Origin of the sequence: Streptomyces sp. 2A115 (assembly GCF_052245575.1) — a bacterium.
Lineage (GTDB): Bacteria > Actinomycetota > Actinomycetes > Streptomycetales > Streptomycetaceae > Streptomyces.
The window spans coordinates 139,517-158,210 of the sequence record NZ_JBQQCG010000012.1; the positions used below are offsets into that span (position 1 = coordinate 139,517).

At 69.3% G+C, this 18,694-nt stretch carries 15 protein-coding genes; 12 read left to right on the plus strand and 3 right to left on the minus strand.

The window, feature by feature from the left end:
- Window positions 1-75: 75 nt before the first annotated feature.
- From ACTWQR_RS13720 to mutM, 8 genes are all read left to right on the plus strand, one after another.
- Window positions 76-3,309, plus strand: a complete 3,234-nt coding sequence (locus ACTWQR_RS13720) for a helicase-related protein (RefSeq protein ID WP_443227292.1) — start codon at window positions 76-78, stop codon at window positions 3,307-3,309.
- A gap of 221 nt (window positions 3,310-3,530) precedes the next feature.
- Window positions 3,531-4,118 carry a 16S rRNA (guanine(966)-N(2))-methyltransferase RsmD gene (gene rsmD / locus ACTWQR_RS13725; protein WP_443227293.1) on the plus strand — a complete coding sequence of 196 codons (588 nt, stop codon included), beginning with the start codon at window positions 3,531-3,533 and terminating at the stop codon, window positions 4,116-4,118.
- Window positions 4,119-4,144: 26 nt separating this feature from the next.
- On the plus strand, window positions 4,145-4,624 hold the full coding sequence (coaD, locus tag ACTWQR_RS13730; protein ID WP_443227331.1) for a pantetheine-phosphate adenylyltransferase: 480 nt from the start codon (window positions 4,145-4,147) through the stop codon (window positions 4,622-4,624).
- A 110-nt stretch (window positions 4,625-4,734) separates the two neighbouring features.
- Entirely contained in the window at window positions 4,735-5,859 is a 1,125-nt protein-coding gene (locus ACTWQR_RS13735; RefSeq protein WP_443227294.1) for an ATP synthase F0 subunit B, read from the plus strand.
- Between the two features lie 166 nt (window positions 5,860-6,025).
- Complete coding sequence (locus tag ACTWQR_RS13740) at window positions 6,026-6,670, plus strand: YceD family protein (protein WP_443227295.1); 645 nt, start codon at window positions 6,026-6,028, stop codon at window positions 6,668-6,670.
- 2 nt (window positions 6,671-6,672) lie between these two features.
- A complete protein-coding gene (gene rpmF, locus ACTWQR_RS13745; protein WP_033321093.1) occupies window positions 6,673-6,846 on the plus strand; it encodes a 50S ribosomal protein L32 in 174 nt (57 codons plus the stop codon).
- A 19-nt stretch (window positions 6,847-6,865) separates the two neighbouring features.
- Window positions 6,866-7,768 (plus strand): ribonuclease III, encoded by a 903-nt coding sequence (gene rnc, locus ACTWQR_RS13750; RefSeq protein WP_443227296.1) that lies wholly within the window; start codon window positions 6,866-6,868, stop codon window positions 7,766-7,768.
- 156 nt (window positions 7,769-7,924) lie between these two features.
- Window positions 7,925-8,836 (plus strand): bifunctional DNA-formamidopyrimidine glycosylase/DNA-(apurinic or apyrimidinic site) lyase, encoded by a 912-nt coding sequence (mutM, locus tag ACTWQR_RS13755; RefSeq protein WP_443227297.1) that lies wholly within the window; start codon window positions 7,925-7,927, stop codon window positions 8,834-8,836.
- Window positions 8,837-8,996: 160 nt separating this feature from the next.
- On the opposite strand, the gene ACTWQR_RS13760 is transcribed toward mutM, so the two are convergent.
- Both ACTWQR_RS13760 and ACTWQR_RS13765 read right to left on the minus strand, forming a co-directional pair.
- A complete protein-coding gene (locus ACTWQR_RS13760) occupies window positions 8,997-9,416 on the minus strand; it encodes a winged helix-turn-helix transcriptional regulator (protein ID WP_443227332.1) in 420 nt (139 codons plus the stop codon).
- Window positions 9,417-9,510: 94 nt separating this feature from the next.
- A complete protein-coding gene (locus ACTWQR_RS13765; RefSeq protein WP_443227298.1) occupies window positions 9,511-10,599 on the minus strand; it encodes a CAP domain-containing protein in 1,089 nt (362 codons plus the stop codon).
- Window positions 10,600-10,731: 132 nt separating this feature from the next.
- Between ACTWQR_RS13765 and ACTWQR_RS13770 the strand changes: the two genes are divergently transcribed.
- The 4 genes from ACTWQR_RS13770 (at window position 10,732) to ACTWQR_RS13785 (ending at window position 17,134) form a co-directional block, all read left to right on the plus strand.
- Complete coding sequence (locus ACTWQR_RS13770) at window positions 10,732-11,013, plus strand: acylphosphatase (protein WP_443227299.1); 282 nt, start codon at window positions 10,732-10,734, stop codon at window positions 11,011-11,013.
- 403 nt (window positions 11,014-11,416) lie between these two features.
- Complete coding sequence (locus ACTWQR_RS13775) at window positions 11,417-11,617, plus strand: hypothetical protein (protein WP_121406195.1); 201 nt, start codon at window positions 11,417-11,419, stop codon at window positions 11,615-11,617.
- Window positions 11,618-11,827: 210 nt separating this feature from the next.
- Complete coding sequence (locus ACTWQR_RS13780) at window positions 11,828-15,478, plus strand: AAA family ATPase (RefSeq protein WP_443227300.1); 3,651 nt, start codon at window positions 11,828-11,830, stop codon at window positions 15,476-15,478.
- Window positions 15,479-15,715: 237 nt separating this feature from the next.
- Window positions 15,716-17,134 carry a sugar porter family MFS transporter gene (locus ACTWQR_RS13785; RefSeq protein ID WP_443227301.1) on the plus strand — a complete coding sequence of 473 codons (1,419 nt, stop codon included), beginning with the start codon at window positions 15,716-15,718 and terminating at the stop codon, window positions 17,132-17,134.
- Window positions 17,135-17,235: 101 nt separating this feature from the next.
- On the opposite strand, the gene ACTWQR_RS13790 is transcribed toward ACTWQR_RS13785, so the two are convergent.
- Window positions 17,236-18,210 carry an LLM class flavin-dependent oxidoreductase gene (locus ACTWQR_RS13790; RefSeq protein WP_443227302.1) on the minus strand — a complete coding sequence of 325 codons (975 nt, stop codon included), beginning with the start codon at window positions 18,208-18,210 and terminating at the stop codon, window positions 17,236-17,238.
- Window positions 18,211-18,694: the final 484 nt, after the last annotated feature.

Below are 18,694 nucleotides of genomic sequence, written 5' to 3' on the forward strand. Positions count from 1 at the left end.
TCCTAAGCCCGAAACGAACCGCCTGACCAGCGGATTTCCCGGACGTATACGGCATTGTCAGTGGCGTGGTGTGCAATGGATCTCGTGCCCGTGCTCGAAGAACCACTGAAGAAGGTACTCGGACCCGCCACCGCGAAGGTGATGGCCGAGCACCTAGGCCTGCACACCGTCGGCGACCTGCTGCACCACTATCCCCGCAGGTACGAGGAGCGCGGGCAGCTCACCCACCTCGCCGACCTGCCCATGGACGAGCACGTCACGGTGGTCGCCCAGGTCGCCGACGCCCGCCTGCTCACCTTCGCCTCGTCCAAGGCCCCCCGCGGCAAGGGCCAGCGCCTCGAAGTGACCATCACGGACGGCAGCGGCCACCTCAAGCTGGTCTTCTTCGGCAACGGCGTACACAAGCCCCACAAGGAGCTCCTGCCCGGCACGCGCGCGCTGTTCGCGGGCAAGGTCTCCGTCTTCAACCACCGCCTCCAACTGGCCCATCCGGCGTACGAACTGCTGCGCGGCGACACCGAGGAGAGCGCCGAGGAGACCATCGACACCTGGGCGGGAGCCCTCATCCCGCTCTACCCCGCCACCGCCAAGCTGGAGTCCTGGAAGATCGCCAAGGCGATCCAGACGGTGCTGCCGAGCGCCCAGGAGGCCGTCGACCCGCTGCCGGACGCCCTCCGGGCCGGCCGCGGCCTGGTCTCCCTCCCCGAGGCCCTGCTGAAGATCCACCGCCCGCACACCAAGGCGGACATCGAGGACGCCCGCTCCCGCCTCAAGTGGGACGAGGCCTTCGTCCTCCAGGTCGCCCTGGCCCGGCGCCGCCACGCGGATGCCCAGCTCCCGGCCGTCCCCCGCGAACCGGCCCCCGACGGCCTCCTCACCGCCTTCGACGCCAAGCTCCCGTTCACGCTCACGGAGGGCCAGCAGAAGGTCTCCAAGGAGATCTTCGACGACCTGGCCACGGAGCATCCGATGCACCGGCTGCTTCAGGGAGAGGTGGGTTCCGGGAAGGCTCAGCCCCTTGACTCTCTGGTGCTGACGCCTATGGGTTTCCGGCGGATGGGAGCCCTGCAGGAGGGCGACGAGGTTGTCGTGCCCAACGGAGAGATCGCCCTGATCGACGGGGTCTTCCCTCAGGGAGAGCGCGACGTCTGGCGCTTGGTGCTCTCCGACGGCAGTTCCGTGGAGTGCGACGACGAGCATCTCTGGATCGTGGGTACGAGCCGTGGCTGGCATCGTGGCCAGGTACCCAAGGTGATGACCGCTCGGGAGATCCGTCTCGACACGTTCAAGGCGAACGGGTCGTCGAAGTGGTATCTCCCTGCCGCAACTCCGGTCGACCTGGGACAGGATGTCGAGTTGCCGCTCGATCCCTATCTCTTCGGGTTGCTGCTGGGCGACGGTTCGTTCCGGCACGATCTGCGCCTGTCCACGATCGATGACGAGATCCGCGACGCCGCGGCAAGTGCCGTTGCACCGGATTGCCGACTGGTTCCGGTGAAGGGCTCCCGGTGTGACTACACCATCCAGTTGAAGCAGCGCTCCGGCGGTGAGCGCAATCCTGTCATCCAGGCCCTGCGCAGCCTGGATCTGTGGGGCATGACGTCCCACAGCACGTTCATTCCGGAGGACTTCAAGAACACGTCGATCAAGAATCGCCTCGCTCTCCTGCAGGGACTTCTGGACACCGATGGCACAGTGCACGCGGACGGGATGGGTGTCTCTCTCTGCCCCGCTTCACGCAGGCTCGCAGACGATGTCGCATGGCTGGTGCGCTCGTTGGGCGGCCGGGCGAGGGTGCTGCCCAGGAGGGCCGCGTTCAACGTGTCGGTGGCGCTCCCCGACGAGTACGCGCCCTTCAGGCTGTCCCGCAAGGCCGATCGTGTGCGCCCCCGGCCGAAATACAACACGTTCCGACGAGGCATTCGGGCAGTGGAGTACGTGGGCCGCAAACCGGTCCAGTGCATCCGCGTCGCTCATCCGAGCCGTGCCTACGTCACCGACAACTTCACCGTGACGCACAACACGATGGTCGCGCTGCGCGCCATGCTCGCCGTGGTCGACGCCGGTGGGCAGGCCGCCATGCTCGCGCCCACCGAGGTCCTCGCCCAGCAGCACCACCGGTCGATCACGGAGATGATGGGGGAGCTGGCCGAGGGCGGCATGCTCGGCGGGGCCGAGCACTCCACCAAGGTCGTACTGCTCACCGGCTCCATGGGCGCGGCCGGCCGGCGCCAGGCGCTGCTCGACCTGGTCACGGGCGAGGCGGGGATCGTCATCGGGACGCATGCGCTGATCGAGGACAAGGTGCAGTTCCACGACCTTGGGCTTGTCGTGGTGGACGAGCAGCACCGGTTCGGGGTCGAGCAGCGCGACGCTCTGCGCGGCAAGGGCAAGCAGCCGCCGCACCTTCTCGTGATGACCGCCACGCCGATCCCCCGTACGGTCGCCATGACCGTCTTCGGCGACCTGGAGACGTCCGTCCTCGACCAGCTCCCCGCCGGGCGCTTGCCCATCGCCAGCCATGTCGTACCGGCCGCCGACAAGCCCCATTTCCTTTCGCGCGCGTGGGAGCGCGTGCGTGAGGAGGTCTCGAACGGCCATCAGGCGTACGTCGTCTGCCCCCGCATCGGCGACGAGGATGACGACCCGAAGAAGTCCAAGAAGAAGCCGTCCCCCGAGGACGAGGCCGAGAAGCGCCCGCCCCTCGCCGTCCTCGACATCGCCGACCAACTGGCGAACGGCCCCCTGCGGGGCCTCAAGGTCGAAGTCCTGCACGGCCGCATGGCTCCCGACGACAAAGACGCCGTGATGCGCCGCTTCGCCGCCGGCGAGACGGATGTCCTGGTCGCCACGACGGTCATCGAGGTCGGTGTGAACGTGCCGAACGCCACGGCGATGGTGATCATGGACGCCGACCGGTTCGGCGTCTCGCAACTCCACCAGCTGCGCGGCCGCGTCGGCCGAGGCTCCGCCGCGGGCCTCTGCCTCCTGGTCAGCGAGATGCCGGAGGCGAGCGCGGCCCGCCAGCGCCTGAACGCGGTGGCGGCCACCCTCGACGGCTTCGAGCTGTCCCGCATCGATCTCGAACAGCGCCGCGAGGGCGACGTCCTCGGCCAGGCCCAGTCCGGTGCCCGCACCTCACTGCGGATGCTCGCCGTCATGGAGGACGAAGAGATCATCGCCGAGGCCAGGGACGAGGCGGCCGCGGTCGTCGCCGCCGACCCGGACCTCGAGCGGTTCCCCGGGCTGCGCACGGCTCTCCAGGCCCTGCTGGACGAGGAAAGGGAGCAGTACTTGGAAAAGGGCTGAGCACCAGGCGCCCCTTCAGGGGCGCGGGGCTGTGTCGATGTGCGGCTCCTCCCCAACTCTCGGCTTCTCCCCACTCTCGGCTTCGCTCGAGCGGGGGCCCATGAGCGGGGGACCCCCATCGTGGGGCGACCAGCCCCCACCAACCGGCAGCGGCCCACAACGCAAAGCACCCCCACCTGCCAAACTGAATACGTGACCATTCCCTCGAACAAGGACCCGAGATGACCCGCGTGATCGCCGGCCAGGCGGGTGGGCGCCGCCTGGCCGTCCCGCCGGGAACCGGTACCCGCCCCACCTCCAACCGGGCGCGCGAGGGCCTCTTCTCCACCTGGCAGTCCCTGCTCGGCGGTCCCCTGGACGGGGAGCGCGTCCTCGACCTCTACGCGGGCTCGGGTGCCGTCGGCCTGGAGGCGCTGAGCCGCGGCGCCGGACACACCCTGCTCGTCGAGGCCGACACCCGCGCGGCACGCACCGTCCGGGAGAACGTGAAGGCACTCGGCCTCCCCGGCGCCGAGGTCAGATCGGGCAAAGCGGAGCAGATCATCCGCGCCGGAGCGCCGGAAGCCCCGTACGACCTGGTTTTTCTGGATCCGCCGTACGCCGTCACGGACGACGATCTTCGCGAGATTCTGCTCACACTCCGCGCCCAGGGGTGGCTCACGGGCGAAGCTCTCGTCACCGTTGAGCGCAGTACTAGAGGCGGCGAATTCCGGTGGCCCGAAGGCTTCCTGGCACTGCGCTCCCGTCGCTACGGCGAGGGAACGTTTTGGTACGGTCGCGCCGCCTCTACGTGCGAAGACGCACGATGACCGGACCGGAGAGCGAGGGACCTCAGTTGCGCCGCGCCGTCTGTCCCGGGTCGTTCGACCCGATTACCAACGGACATCTCGACATCATCGCCCGAGCCTCCAAGCTGTACGACGTCGTGCACGTCGCGGTGATGATCAACCAGTCCAAGAGGGGCCTGTTCGAGATCGAGGAGCGGATCGACCTGATCCGTCAGGTCACCGCCGAGTTCGGCAACGTCGAGGTGGAGTCCTTCCACGGCCTCCTCGTCGACTTCTGCAAGCAGCGCGACATCCCCGCCATCGTCAAGGGCCTGCGTGCCGTCAGCGACTTCGACTACGAGCTGCAGATGGCCCAGATGAACAACGGCCTCTCGGGCGTCGAAACCCTCTTCGTCCCCACCAATCCCACCTACAGCTTCCTCTCCTCCTCGCTCGTCAAGGAGGTCGCGACCTGGGGCGGCGACGTCTCCCACCTGGTGCCACCGCTGGTCCTCGAGGCGCTCCGCAAGCGCCTCAAGAAGGACTGAGCGGCCCCCGGAAAGCTGACAGTGCGTCACCCGGTGTCGGGCGGGGCAGGAGTGGCCGTACAGTCGATCCGTCCGTCTCCATCACAGCTGTAGAGAGTGGCGAGCACACGGTGGACGTGCAGAAGAAGCTCGATGAGATCGTCTCGGCGGTGGGCAACGCCCGTTCCATGCCCATGTCGGCTTCGTGCGTGGTCAACCGCGCCGAGCTCCTCTCCCTGCTCGAAGAGGTGCGCCAGGCGCTGCCCGGCTCCCTCGCCCAGGCCCAGGAGCTGATCGGCGGCCGCGAGCAGCTGGTCGAGCAGGCCCGCCTGGAGGCCGAGCGGATCATCGAGTCCGCGCACGCCGAGCGCGGCAGCCTGATCTCCGACACCGAGGTCGCCCGCCGCTCCCAGAACGAGGCCGAGCGCATCCTCACCGAAGCCCGCCAGGAGGCCGAGGAGATCCGCGCGGAGGCCGACGACTACGTCGACTCGAAGCTCGCCAACTTCGAGGTCGTCCTCACCAAGACCCTCGGCTCCGTCGGCCGCGGCCGCGAGAAACTCCTCGGCACCGGCCCGGGCACCGACGAGCAGGGGTACGAGGACGAGGACGCCCCCGAGCGCAGCCACGACCCGGAGACGCTGCGCCGCAACGCCGACGAGTACGTCGACGTCAAGCTCGGCGCCTTCGAGGCCGTCCTCGCCAAGACGCTGGACGCCGTCGGCCGCGGCCGCCAGAAGCTGCACGGCAGGATCGCCAGCGACGACCTGGGCGATCTGGGCGGCTTCACGGACGACGGGACGCCCGCGCAGCACACCACCGACGCCGAGTACCTGGACGGCCTCACGGAGCTCGCCGGTCAGCCGGCCCAGCCCCAGGCCCCGGCGGCCCCGGCCCAGCCCCAGACTCCGGCGATCCCGGCCCAGCACCAGTACGGCCAGCAGGACGCGTACGCCTATCAACAGCAGCCCGACGCCTACGGCTACCAGCAGCAGTACGCCCAGCAGGACCCGTACGGCTACCAGCAGCAGGCCGACCCGTACGCCGCCTACCCGCAGCAGCCCGGCTACGACCCGAACGGTGAGCAGGGCGCGTACGACCCCGGCCAGGACCAGCAGGGCTATGCCCAGCCGCAACAGCACCAGCCGCAACAGCAGCCGCAGGCGCACGCTCTGGACGAGACGAGTCTTTTCGACACGAGCATGATCAGCGCGGAGCAGCTGCGGCAGTACGAGCAGGAGCGCGGCGGGCGCTGAGCCGGGGGCGTACGCCGGAGCGCGGGGGCGCGGGCGCACACCGGATTGGGCCGAGAGCGAATGGTCCAGTATCCTGGCTCTTCGGTCGCGTGTACGTCCGCGATCTGCGCTGCCCGGGGGACACTCAGGGGCAGCGTCCCTTTGAGCTTCAAGATCGAAAGCAGGAATGGCTCTGAACGCCCGCCTCGACCACCGCAATCCTCTCGTGTTCGACACACACGAGCTGGGGCGGCGTCCTGGCGCGCTGCAGCGCCTGACCCGTGAGATCGGCGCTCCCAAGGACCTCGGTCTGGCGGGAGTCATCGGAGTGCCGGAAGGCGCCCCGGTGGAGCTCGAACTCCGGCTTGAGTCGGTCATGGAAGGTGTGCTCGTCACCGGCACCGCCCGTGCGACGGCCAAGGGGGAGTGCGTAAGGTGTCTGGAGCCGCTTGAGCAGCAGCTCGAAGCGGACTTCCAGGAGATGTTCTCGTACCCTGACGCCGACGACCGGGGCCGTGTCAAAGCGGAACCGGCCGACGACGCCGAGGAAGACGAGGACAGGCTCTTCATCGAGGACGGTTTGTTCGACCTCGAACCCGTGCTGCGTGATGCGGTGGTGCTCGCACTGCCGATGCAGCCGGTGTGCCAGGAAGACTGCGAGGGACTGTGCTCCGAGTGCGGAGTGCGTCTCTCGGACGAACCGGGCCACCACCATGACGCCGTCGACATCCGTTGGGCGGCACTGCAGGGACTCGCCGGTTCACTCGAAGATGGCGAGAAGGACGAGATCAGCGGCGCCGAAGCCGGCGCCGACGAGAAGCAGGAGAAGTAGCCGTGGCTGTTCCGAAGCGGAAGATGTCGCGCAGCAACACGCGCCACCGCCGGTCGCAGTGGAAGGCTGCGGTCCCCAACCTGGTTGCGTGCGAGCGTTGCCACGAGCCCAAGCTGCAGCACATCGCGTGCCCCGCTTGCGGCACCTATAACAAGCGCCAGGTCCTCGAGGTCTGAGCGGCTGGTGAGAGGCTTCATGTCTGACGCCAAGGCGGACGTAAACGCCAAGAACAAGGCGGACACAGCCTCGTCCCACACGCTTCTGGAAGGGCGGCTCGGGTACAAGCTCGAGTCCGCCCTTCTGGTGCGTGCACTGACCCACCGTTCGTACGCGTACGAGAACGGCGGTCTGCCCACCAACGAGCGCCTGGAGTTCCTCGGGGACTCCGTGCTCGGCCTCGTGGTCACGGACACGCTGTACCGCACCCACCCCGACCTGCCCGAAGGCCAGCTGGCCAAGTTGCGGGCCGCGGTGGTCAACTCGCGTGCGCTGGCGGAGGTGGGCCGTGGGCTCGAACTGGGCTCCTTCATCCGGCTCGGCCGGGGCGAAGAGGGCACGGGCGGCCGGGACAAGGCGTCCATCCTCGCCGACACCCTTGAAGCGGTGATCGGCGCTGTCTATCTCGACCAGGGTCTCGAAGCGGCGGGCGACCTCGTCCACCGGCTCTTCGACCCGCTGATCGAGAAATCCTCCAACCTGGGCGCGGGCCTGGACTGGAAGACCAGTCTCCAGGAGCTCACGGCGACCGAGGGTCTCGGCGTGCCCGAGTACCTGGTCACCGAGACCGGCCCGGACCACGAGAAGACCTTTACTGCTGCTGCCCGCGTCGGAGGCGTCTCGTACGGCACCGGCACCGGCCGCAGCAAGAAGGAGGCGGAGCAGCAGGCAGCGGAGTCCGCGTGGCGGGAGATCCGCTCCGCCGCGGACGAGCGCGCGACGGCGGCGAAGGCCGCCGCGGACGCCGAACTGGCCGCGGACGCCAAGCTGGCCGCCGAGGCCGAACTGGTCGCGGACACCGAGCTGCCCGAGGGGGACGAACGTCCCGAGGGGGCCGTCGACACCCCCTCGACAGCGACGTCCGACACCGCTTCAGCCTGACTGACGTACGACCCACGGCCACGGCCGTCACCGATCGCCCGCCCCCGGCCAAAGGGGGCGGGCGATCGCGTTCGGTAGCGCCGGCGGTACGCTGCGGGCGCGAGGCCCCGGCTCGGGGCGCCCGAGTCGTCGGTCCATGCTTCCGGAGGAGAGACCGTGCCCGAACTGCCTGAGGTCGAGGTCGTACGGCGTGGACTGGAGCGCTGGGTCAGCGGGCGGATCGTCGCCGACGTACAGGTCCTGCACCCGCGTGCGGTACGCCGGCACATCGCGGGCGGCGAGGACTTCGGAGCCCGGGTCAAGGGACACCGCATCGGGCTCGCCCAACGCCGTGGCAAGTACCTCTGGCTGCCGCTGAGCGACCTCGGGGAAGTGGGGCAGGCCCCACTTCCCCGAGGCGGCTCAGCCGACTCCCCGAGCGCCGTCCTCGCGCACCTCGGGATGAGCGGACAGCTCCTCGTCCAGCCGCAGGACGCACCCGACGAGAAGCACCTGCGCATCCGCATCCGATTCGCCGACGACGTCCACACCGAGCTTCGTTTCGTCGACCAACGCACCTTCGGCGGCCTCTCGTTGCACGAGACGTCCCCCGACGGGCTGCCCGACGTCATCGCGCACATCGCCCGCGACCCCTTGGACCCGCTGTTCGACGACGCCTTGTTCCACGAGGCCCTGAGGCGACGGCGTACGACCATCAAACGCGCCCTGCTCGACCAGTCATTGATCAGCGGCGTCGGCAACATCTACGCGGACGAGGCACTTTGGCGCGCGCGACTCCACTACGAGCGCCCGACCACCGGTTTCACGCGCCCGCGCACGGCCGAACTCCTGGGCCACGTACGGGATGTGATGAACGAGGCTCTCGCTGTCGGCGGCACGAGCTTCGACAGCCTGTACGTCAACGTGAACGGGGAGTCGGGCTACTTCGACCGGTCGCTCGACGCGTACGGCCGTGAGGGCGAGCCATGCCGGCGCTGCGGCACCGTGATGCGGCGGCGGCCCTGGATGAACCGGTCCAGCTACTTCTGCCCGCGCTGTCAGCGACCGCCCGTCGCCCACCGCCCCTAGGGGGCTTCTGATGGATCCCCGCTGCGTCGCGACGCCCGGCACGCACTCTGGCGGCACCGGACAAAAGCCCAGCTAGCTCCGCTACATGGACTTCTGCCCGCATGCCGAGAGCACGCACCGAACGCCGCTCCTTCCTCCACGGAGATCCATCAGAAGCCCCCTAACCGAGCGCTCCGCGTGCCCCTCTTGATTCGCGCGCCCGGTCGTAGCGCTCACGCGCCACCAGCACGTCGTCCATGCGGTCTTCCATGAAGTGGATGAGGGCCAGCAACCGCTCGGCGACCTCGCGGCCCAGCGGCGTCAGCTCGTAGTCCACCCGCGGCGGGTTCGTCGGCTGCGCCTCACGGTGCACCAGGCCGTCCCGCTCCAGCGCGTGCAGCGTCTGCGACAGCATCTTCTCGCTCACGCCGTCGATGCGTCGGCGCAGTTCGTTGAAGCGGAACGAGCCCTCGTGCAGCGCCCCGAGTGTGAGCGCGCCCCAGCGCCCCGTGACGTGCTCCAGGGTGCCTCGGGACGGGCACGCCTTGGAGAACACGTCGTAGGCGAGGTCCGGAGGCTCGGTGAGATCCGGCTGCTTCATGAGGTCCATGCCTCAAGCGTACTCGGCGCAGCGCATACCACAGGGGTGCGCTAACTTTCCGTTAGCGTTCCGGGATCCTCACCTGCTGGTCCGGCTAGTAGCCGAAGTCCTGCGTCCACCAAGGGCCGCCCGACGCGAAGTGCGCGCCGACGCCCAGGGTCTTGAAGTCGCAGTTGAGGATGTTCGCGCGGTGGCCGGGGCTGTTCATCCAGGCCTCCATCACCGCCGCGGCATCGGCCTGGCCGCGGGCGATGTTCTCGCCGCCGAGGTTCGTGATGCCGGCGTCCTCCGCCCGGTCCCAGGGGGTGGCCCCGCTCGGGTCCGTGTGGTCGAAGAAGTCCCGCGCGGCCATGTCCTTGCTGAACGCCTCGGCCAGCGCGGCCAGCGAGCTGGACGCGGCCACCGGGCTGCAGCCCGCCTTGGCCCGCTCCTCGTTGACCAGCGAGAGCACCTCGGCCTCGGCGCTGGACGCCGTGGACCCCGCCTGCGACGGGATGGTCTTGGGTGCCTTCGTGGCCGTACGCGACGGGGTCGGCTTCGGCTTCGCCTCGGCGGCCGGAGCCTTGGTCGACGGCTTCGCGGAGGGAGTCTCGGCTTCCTTCTCCGGGGCCTTCGTGGGCGAGACCGAGGGTGAGGGAGAGCGCTCCAGGTCACGGCTGGTGCCCGCGTCGTCCTGGCGGTCGTCCGCCGCGCCGTTCGTGCCGCCCTGGGTCTCCACGTCGCTCGGCGTGTCGGCGGCCTGCACCTTGTCCGCGTTGCCGCCGATCGAGTAGTTGTCACTGCCCGGCATTAGCCCCGAGGCGACCGCTACGGCGCCCATCGCGACGGCGGCCGAGACACCGAGCAGACCGGTGCGTACGGGCGTCGCGCCCTTCTTCCGGCGGCGGTGGCCGCGCTGCGAACCACCGGGCGCGTAGCCGGCCGAGGCATGGGCGGCGTCGCTCGACTCGAAGAGGTAGGCGTCGCTCCTCGCGTAGAGGTCGCCCGTCTCGTGGATGCCGCCCGGCGAGTCGTAGAGGCCGGCGGTGGCGTAACCATCGGCGGTCGCGTAATCGCCCGCAGCTGGGTAGTCGCCCGCGTCTGCCGTCAGATAGCTGGCCGTATATGTTTCATACGTTTGCGTGACCCCGGTGGCGCGGCCTGTGGCGGCGCGGCCGGCGGCGGAGCGTCGGTGGCGTCCCATCTCCTTGGCCTTCCTCATCCTTGCGGTCAACGTTCCTCACTCGAACGAGTGAGGTGCATTGCGTCGGGACGGTACCCCATGGCGGAAGAGGAGGAAGTGCTCCGAGTGCAATTGGCCGGTTAGCGTGCAGCCATGAGCGAGGACGTACGACTGGTCGCCTGGGTGCGCGGACGCGTCCAGGGCGTGGGTTTCCGCTGGTACACGCGGGCCAGGGCCCTGGAGATCGGCGGCCTGAGTGGCTTTGCTCTCAATTTGGCCGATGGACGGGTCCAAGTGGTCGCGGAAGGCCCCCGCGGCGGCTGCCAGACCCTGCTCGACTGGCTCCAGGGGGACGACACGCCGGGCCGCGTCGACGGGGTCACTGAGATTTGGGACACGCCCCGCGGCGGCTACGACGGCTTCGCCATCCGGTGAGATCCACTGTCCTTCGTCGACGGCGACGCCCCGGGCGGGGGCGCGGGGCGTGCGCCGGGCCCCCGCCCAGGGCGGAAAGTACCTGGTGGTTGCCAAGAAACCCTTGCCGTGGAAGGCTCGGCGAGTAAGGATGATCTCCACGCCCTCAGGGCCCCGAGAGAGAGGCAGCGCCGCCCGTTTTCCGGCCGCGCGCCCCGGGTTGCCCCCCAATACGGGGCGTGATCGTGTTGACCGTCAAACTTTTTGGTGAGACGCTGAAAGCCCCGCGCACCTTAGCTGTTTGGCATGTAAGAGCGGCAGCAGGAACTGCAAGATTGCTGCCAGAGTGTCAGGCATCGCGGGTGCGATTCCCTCACGACCCACACCGCTTCGGTCGGTCACTCAGTGTGGAGGACCATCCATCATGGCAAAGGCGCTTCTCGGTTACGTCGGCGGCTCCGACCCTCGACTCATCGCCGAGATGCGACGGCTCCAGCAGCGTGTACAGGACCTGGAATCCGAGCTCGTACGGATCCAGGCCGAGAACGACGCGCTCGCGGCTGCCGCTTCTCACGACTCTTTCGAGAGCATCGACGTACCCCAGGCGGAGCCTGCGCTCACCTGATCACTGAACCGCAACGACGCCACCAGTGACAGGCTGTCCGTGTCAGCCGCTATCAGAGTTGCAAGGGACGCTTCGGCGTCCCTTCTTTCTTGTCTTACTTGCTCCCGCGCACTCTTTCACTCTCTTTAACGTCTGGTGTGCCCTGCACGTTCATGGGTGAAACCGCGCGTTCATGGAGTGAGACCGACCCGGAAGGTAGAGTCCGGCTGCGTGCACCTCAAGGCCCTGACCCTGCGCGGGTTCAAATCGTTCGCCTCGGCGACCACGCTGCGGTTCGAGCCGGGCATCACGTGCGTCGTGGGGCCCAACGGCTCCGGCAAGTCCAATGTCGTGGACGCGCTGAGCTGGGTCATGGGCGAGCAGGGTGCCAAGTCGCTGCGCGGCGGCAAGATGGAGGACGTCATCTTCGCCGGCACCACCGGGCGCCCGCCGCTCGGCCGTGCCGAGGTGTCCCTCACCATCGACAACTCCGACGGCGCGCTGCCCATTGAGTATGCCGAAGTCACCATCACGCGGATCATGTTCCGCAACGGTGGCAGCGAGTACCAGATCAACGGCGATACGTGTCGGCTGCTGGACATCCAGGAACTCCTCTCCGATTCCGGCATCGGCCGCGAGATGCACGTCATCGTCGGCCAGGGCCAGCTCGACTCCGTCCTGCACGCCGATCCGATGGGCCGCCGCGCCTTCATCGAAGAGGCCGCGGGCGTACTGAAGCACCGCAAGCGCAAGGAGAAGGCGCTGCGGAAGCTGGACGCGATGCAGGCGAACCTCGCGCGCGTGCAGGACCTCACGGACGAGCTCCGGCGGCAGCTGAAGCCCCTCGGCCGGCAGGCCGCCGTCGCGCGCCGGGCCGCCGTCATCCAGGCCGACCTGCGCGACGCCCGCCTCCGGCTCCTCGCCGACGATCTCGTACGACTGCGAGGGGCGCTCCAGACCGAGATCGCAGACGAGGCCGCGCTCAAGGAACGCAAGGAGGCCGCCGAGGCCGAGCTGAAGAAGGCGCTCCAGCGGGAGGCGCTGCTCGAGGACGAGGTACGGCGCCTCTCGCCCCGGCTCCAGCGGGCCCAGCAGACCTGGTACGAGCTGTCGCAGCTGGCCGAGCGGGTACGCGGCACGGTGTCGCTGGCGGACGCGCGGGTCAAGAGCGCGACCGCCCAGCCGCCGGAGGAGCGGCGCGGGCGCGACCCCGAGGACATGGAGCGCGAGGCCGCACGGGTCCGGGAGCAGGAGGCCGAGCTCGAAGCGGCCCTGGAAGCGGCCGAGCACGCCCTGGAGGACACGGTCGCGCACCGGGCCGACCTGGAGCGCGAGCTGGCGGTGGAGGAGCGGCGCCTGAAGGACGTGGCCCGCGCCATAGCCGACCGCCGTGAAGGGCTCGCCCGGCTGAGCGGTCAGGTCAACGCGGCCCGCTCGCGCGCCGCCTCCGCCCAGGCCGAGATCGACCGTCTCGCCTCCGCCCGCGACGAGGCCCAGGAACGCGCGGTCGCCGCCCAGGAGGAGTACGAGCAGCTCAAGGCCGAGGTCGACGGCCTGGACGCCGGCGATGTGGAGCTGGGCGAGCGGCACGAGGCGGCCAAGCGCGCGCTCGCGGAGGCCGAGTCCGCTCTGACCGCGGCCCGCGAGGCGCTGGCGCTGGGGCTGCGGCGCAAGGACGGCACGGGCGCGCTGCTGGGTGCGAAGGACCGGCTGACCGGGCTGCTCGGGCCCGCGGCCGAGCTGCTGTCGGTGACACCTGGCTTCGAGGTCGCGCTGGCCGCCGCCTTCGGCGCGGCCGCGGACGCCATCGCCGTGACGACACCCGCCTCGGCGGCGGACGCCATCCGCCTCCTGCGCAAGCAGGACGCCGGGCGAGCGGCCCTGCTGCTGGCGGGAGCGCCGGAGGCGGCGGGCGGTTCGGGTGAGAGCCGCCGGGGTGATGAGGTCGCGCGGCGGGCCGGTGTCGCTGACGGCGGCGTCGGTGTCCGTGTCGGTGGTCCGGCTGGTGGCGGTGGACAGGGTCGGTCCGGTACTGAGCAGGCGGGCGGCGCCCCCGGCGACGTAGTCCCAGAGCGCAGTGACCCTCCCTACGCCGCCGATCTGGTCCGTGGCCCCTCCGAGCTGATGCCCGCTGTACGCCGTCTCCTGCGCGGCATTGTCGTCGTGAGCACACTTGAGGACGCCGAGGATCTCGTCTACGCGCGGCCCGAGTTGACCGCGGTGACCGCGGAGGGAGACCTGCTCGGGGCGCACTTCGCGCAGGGCGGGTCGGCCGGGGCGCCGAGTCTGCTCGAAGTGCAGGCGTCCGTCGACGAGGCCGCGGCCGAGCTGGAAGAACTGGGCGTGCTGTGCGAGGAGTTGACCGAGACGCAGCACCGGGCGGGTGAGGTTCGCAAGGAACGGGCCGCCCTCCTCGAGGAGTTGGGGGAGCGGCGGCGGGCCGCCGAGCGGGAGAAGTCCGGGGTCGCGCAGCAGCTGGGGCGGCTGGCCGGGCAGGCGCGGGGCGCCGCCGGAGAGGCCGAGCGGAGCACCGCCGCGGCCGCGCGGGCACAGGATGCCCTCGACCGGGCCGTACAGGAGGCGGAAGAGCTGGCCGAACGGCTCGTCGTCGCCGAGGAGATGCCGGTCGAGGAGGAGCCCGACACCTCCGTGCGGGACCGGCTCGCGGCCGATGGGGCCAACGCGCGGCAGACCGAGATGGAGGCCCGGCTCCAGGTGCGTACGCACGAGGAGCGGGTCAAGGGTCTTGCCGGGCGGGCCGATTCGCTCGACCGGGCGGCGCGGGCCGAACGCGAGGCACGCGCGCGTGCCGAGCAGCGCAGGGCGAGGCTGCGGCACGAGGCCGCCGTCGCCGAGGCCGTCGCCTCGGGCGCGCGGCAGCTGCTCGCCCATGTCGAGGTGTCGCTCGGCAGGGCGGATCAGGAGCGTACGGCCGCGGAGAGCGCCAAGACGCGACGGGAGCAGGAGCTCGTCGTCGCCCGCAACGAGGGCCGCGACCTCAAGGCCGAGCTCGACAAGCTCACGGATTCGGTGCACCGCGGCGAGGTGCTCGGCGCGGAGAAGCGCATGCGGATCGAGCAGTTGGAGGCGAAGGCGCTGGAGGAGCTGGGGGTCGAACCGGCCGGGCTCGTCGCGGACTACGGTCCCGACCAGCTCGTGCCGCCCTCGCTCCCCGCCGAGGGCGAGGAGCTGCCGGACGACCCCGAACATCCGCGCAACCAGCCCCGCCGGTTCCACCGCGCAGAGCAGGAGAAGCGGCTCAAGTCGGCCGAACGGGCGTACCAGCAGCTCGGAAAGGTCAACCCGCTCGCCCTGGAGGAGTTCGCCGCGCTGGAGGAACGCCACAAGTTCCTCAGCGAGCAGCTGGAGGACCTGAAGAAGACGCGTGCCGATCTTCTTCAGGTGGTGAAGGAGGTCGACGAGAGGGTCGAGCAGGTCTTCACCGAGGCGTACCTGGACACGGCCCGGCAGTTCGAAGGGGTCTTCAGCCGGCTGTTCCCGGGCGGGGACGGACGCCTCATCCTGACCGATCCCGACAACATGCTCACCACGGGTGTCGATGTCGAGGCGAGGCCGCCGGGCAAGAAGGTCAAGCGGCTGTCGTTGCTCTCCGGTGGTGAGCGGTCCCTGACCGCCGTCGCCCTGCTCGTGTCGATCTTCAAGGCGCGGCCCAGCCCCTTCTATGTGATGGACGAGGTCGAGGCGGCGCTCGACGACACCAACCTGCAGCGGCTCATCCGGATCATGCAGGAGCTGCAGGAGGCCTCGCAGCTGATCGTGATCACGCACCAGAAGCGCACGATGGAGGTCGCTGACGCGCTGTATGGCGTGTCCATGCAAGGCGACGGGGTGTCGAAGGTGATCAGTCAGCGGCTTCGCTGACGAGCGTCGAGCATCCGCACGGTTTCCTTTCCTTCAAGGCTTGAACATGAATCTCTTACCTTGGTCTTGCATGGTTCACAACTGCCCTGTCTTGACTTCGAAACATGAAGGCATAAGCTCGGAAGCATCGTTTTTGCCTTCAGGTGAACAGTGGCGTGTCCCCCATGCCATTGGTAGGACCATCTGGAAGGGCTCATTTTCATGCCGGCAGCGTTGCCGGTGGCCCGAGGAGTTCACGTGACCAGCACAGTGCAGCCATCCAAGTCAGGAGCCCGAGAGGCTCATCCCGAACACCTCGGGCATGTCATCTTCATCGCGGCGGCGGCCGCGATGGGCGGCTTCCTCTTCGGCTACGACAGTTCCGTGATCAACGGCGCCGTCGAGGCCATCCGGGGCCGGTACGACATCGGCTCCGCGGCCCTGGCCCAGGTCATCGCCATCGCGCTGATCGGCTGTGCGATCGGTGCCGCCACGGCGGGTCGCATAGCCGACCGCATCGGCCGCATCCGCTGCATGCAGATCTCGGCCGTGCTGTTCACGGTCAGCGCCGTCGGTTCCGCGCTGCCCTTCTCCCTCTACGACCTGGCCTTCTGGCGTGTCATCGGCGGCTTCGCCATCGGCATGGCCTCGGTCATCGGCCCCGCCTACATCGCCGAGGTCGCCCCCGCCGCGTACCGCGGACGCCTCGGCGCCTTCCAGCAGGCCGCGATCGTCATCGGCATCGCCGTCTCGCAGCTGGTCAACTGGGGCCTCCTGAACGCCGCCGACGGCGACCAGCGCGGCAAGATCATGGGCCTCGAAGCCTGGCAGGTCATGCTTGGCGTGATGGTCGTCCCGGCCGTCCTCTACGGTCTGCTCTCCTTCGCGATTCCCGAGTCCCCGCGCTTCCTGATCTCCGCGGGCCGGGACGAGCGCGCTCGTGAGGTGCTCAAGGAGGTCGAGGGCGAGAACATCGACCTGGACGCCCGCGTCGCCGAGATCGAGCACGCCATGAAGAGCGAACACAAGTCGGTCTTCAAGGACCTGCTCGGCGGGAGCTTCTTCTTCAAGCCGATCGTCTGGATCGGCATCGGGCTGTCGGTCTTCCAGCAGTTCGTCGGCATCAACGTCGCGTTCTACTACTCCTCGACGCTGTGGCAGTCGGTCGGCGTCGACCCGACGGAGTCGTTCTTCTACTCGTTCACCACGTCGATCATCAACATCGTCGGCACCGTGATCGCCATGATCTTCGTCGACCGGATCGGACGCAGGCCGCTCGCGCTCATCGGCTCCGTTGGCATGGTCGTCGGCCTCGCCCTGGAGGCCTGGGCCTTCTCCTTCGACCTCGTCGACGGAAAGCTGCCGGCGACCCAGGGCTGGGTCGCCCTCGTCGCCGCCCACGTGTTCGTCCTCTTCTTCGCCCTCTCCTGGGGTGTGGTCGTCTGGGTCTTCCTCGGTGAGATGTTCCCCAACAAGATCCGCGCCGCCGCCCTCGGCGTCGCCGCCTCCGCGCAGTGGATCGCCAACTGGGCCATCACCGCGAGCTTCCCGTCGCTGGCCGACTGGAACCTCTCCGTGACCTACGTGATCTACACGGTCTTCGCCGCCCTCTCCATCCCCTTCGTGCTCAAGTACGTGAAGGAGACCAAGGGCAAGGCCCTGGAGGAGATGGGCTAGGCCTCGAAGCCTCCCCCGAAGCTCGGGGAGAAGGGCCAAAGCCCCCGCTGCCCCTCTCCTCGTACCCGTAAGACGTACTGCCCCGGCGCAGCCTCGAAGACCTAGAGGTCCTTGAGCCGGGGCAGTACGTTTTCGCAGAACAGGTGCATGCTCCGCCAGCCCTCGTCGACCGGCATTCCGCCGGACAGCGGATGCAGTACGTAGTTGTCGAGGCCCTGCGCCAGGCACTCGTCCGGCGTCACGATCCGGTACACCCCCTCGGCGCGCAGCTCGTCGACCGTGGTGGCCGCCGACTTCACCGCCGAGCGGATGTCCGAGGACTGCCAGGAGGCGTACGTCCGCGCCTCGTGCAGGAAGTGCTCACCGTGCTCGGCCCAGACGCGGTCCGGGTCCTCGGCGAGGTGCAGCAGCGGGGTGACCGCCGGGGGCATCATGGTCCAGCCCTCCGTGCCGTACTCCACGAGCAGCTCCTTGTAGTACGCCTCCAGCTCCGGCAGATGCGCGCTCGGGAAGAACGGCAGCCCGAGCCGCGCCGCACGCCGGGCCGCCGCTTTCGATGAGCCGCCGACCAGCAGCAGGGGGTGCGGATCCGAGAACGGGCGCGGAGTGACCCGTACCGTACGGCCGCGGTACTCGAACTCCTCGCCCGACCAGGCCTTCAGCACAGTCTCCAGAAGCTCGTCCTGGAGCTTGCCCCGCCGCTTCCACTCCACGTCGAAGAGCGCGTACTCCTCGGGCCGGTAGCCGATCCCCGCGACCGTGACGAGCCGGCCGGCGCTGAGCAGGTCCAGTACGGCGATGTCCTCGGCCAGCCGCAGCGGATCGTGCAGCGGACCGATGATCGCCGACACGGTGACCGCGATCCGCCGGGTCGTGCCGAAGACCGCGCCCGCGAAGGTGAAGGGCGAGGGCAGCCAGTTGTTGGCGGCCCCGTGGTGCTCCTCGGTCTGCACGGTGGTCATCCCGCGGTCGTCGGCGTACGCGGCCATCTCCAGCGCGGCCTGGTAGCGGGAGCTGAGCGAGGCGGGCGTGGCGTCGGGCTCCACGAGGTTGAAACGTACGACCGTTACGGGCATGGGAAAGTCCCCCTTCGCCGAGCGGGTGGGGTGTCGGTGAAGGGGGACGGTAGCTGACGGTGCGTCAGACGGCCATAGTCGCGGGACACCCAGGACGACGGCTGTCGGCACCGCCGGCCGAATGTCCGGCCATCCCCTCCGAGGAGGCCGTGCGCGACGGACAGTGAGTGACGTCGGGGAGAGTGCCCGGCTGATGCCGGCCGCCGAGAGCAGGCCGACGTTCGTGATCACCGGGAGGGTCAATCCCGCGGCCTGCCCGAAGACCCTCCTGTCAGGCTCGCGTCCTTTGGAGTAGTAGACGCTGATGTGCGAGGGCGTGTCACGGCCCACGTCATGGGTCGTGACACGCCATGGGGGCGCTGCTGCGCGTTCCCGACGCGCCCGGCCGCACCGGACTCGTTGTGACTCCGCCCCGAGGGCTTCACCGCCGACGGTGAGGTCGGGTGGCGGGCCGGGCCGGTCCGTAGGCCACACAACCCCGACG

Coding starts and splice junctions, on each gene's coding strand:
- ACTWQR_RS13720 (WP_443227292.1), top strand. CDS start 76: ATGGATCTCGTGCCCGTGCTCGAAGAACCACTGAAGAAGGTACTCGGA.
- rsmD (WP_443227293.1), top strand. CDS start 3,531: ATGACCCGCGTGATCGCCGGCCAGGCGGGTGGGCGCCGCCTGGCCGTC.
- ACTWQR_RS13740 (WP_443227295.1), top strand. CDS start 6,026: ATGGCTCTGAACGCCCGCCTCGACCACCGCAATCCTCTCGTGTTCGAC.
- rnc (WP_443227296.1), top strand. CDS start 6,866: ATGTCTGACGCCAAGGCGGACGTAAACGCCAAGAACAAGGCGGACACA.
- ACTWQR_RS13760 (WP_443227332.1), bottom strand. CDS start 9,416: ATGAAGCAGCCGGATCTCACCGAGCCTCCGGACCTCGCCTACGACGTG.
- ACTWQR_RS13765 (WP_443227298.1), bottom strand. CDS start 10,599: ATGGGACGCCACCGACGCTCCGCCGCCGGCCGCGCCGCCACAGGCCGC.
- ACTWQR_RS13770 (WP_443227299.1), top strand. CDS start 10,732: ATGAGCGAGGACGTACGACTGGTCGCCTGGGTGCGCGGACGCGTCCAG.
- ACTWQR_RS13775 (WP_121406195.1), top strand. CDS start 11,417: ATGGCAAAGGCGCTTCTCGGTTACGTCGGCGGCTCCGACCCTCGACTC.
- ACTWQR_RS13790 (WP_443227302.1), bottom strand. CDS start 18,210: ATGCCCGTAACGGTCGTACGTTTCAACCTCGTGGAGCCCGACGCCACG.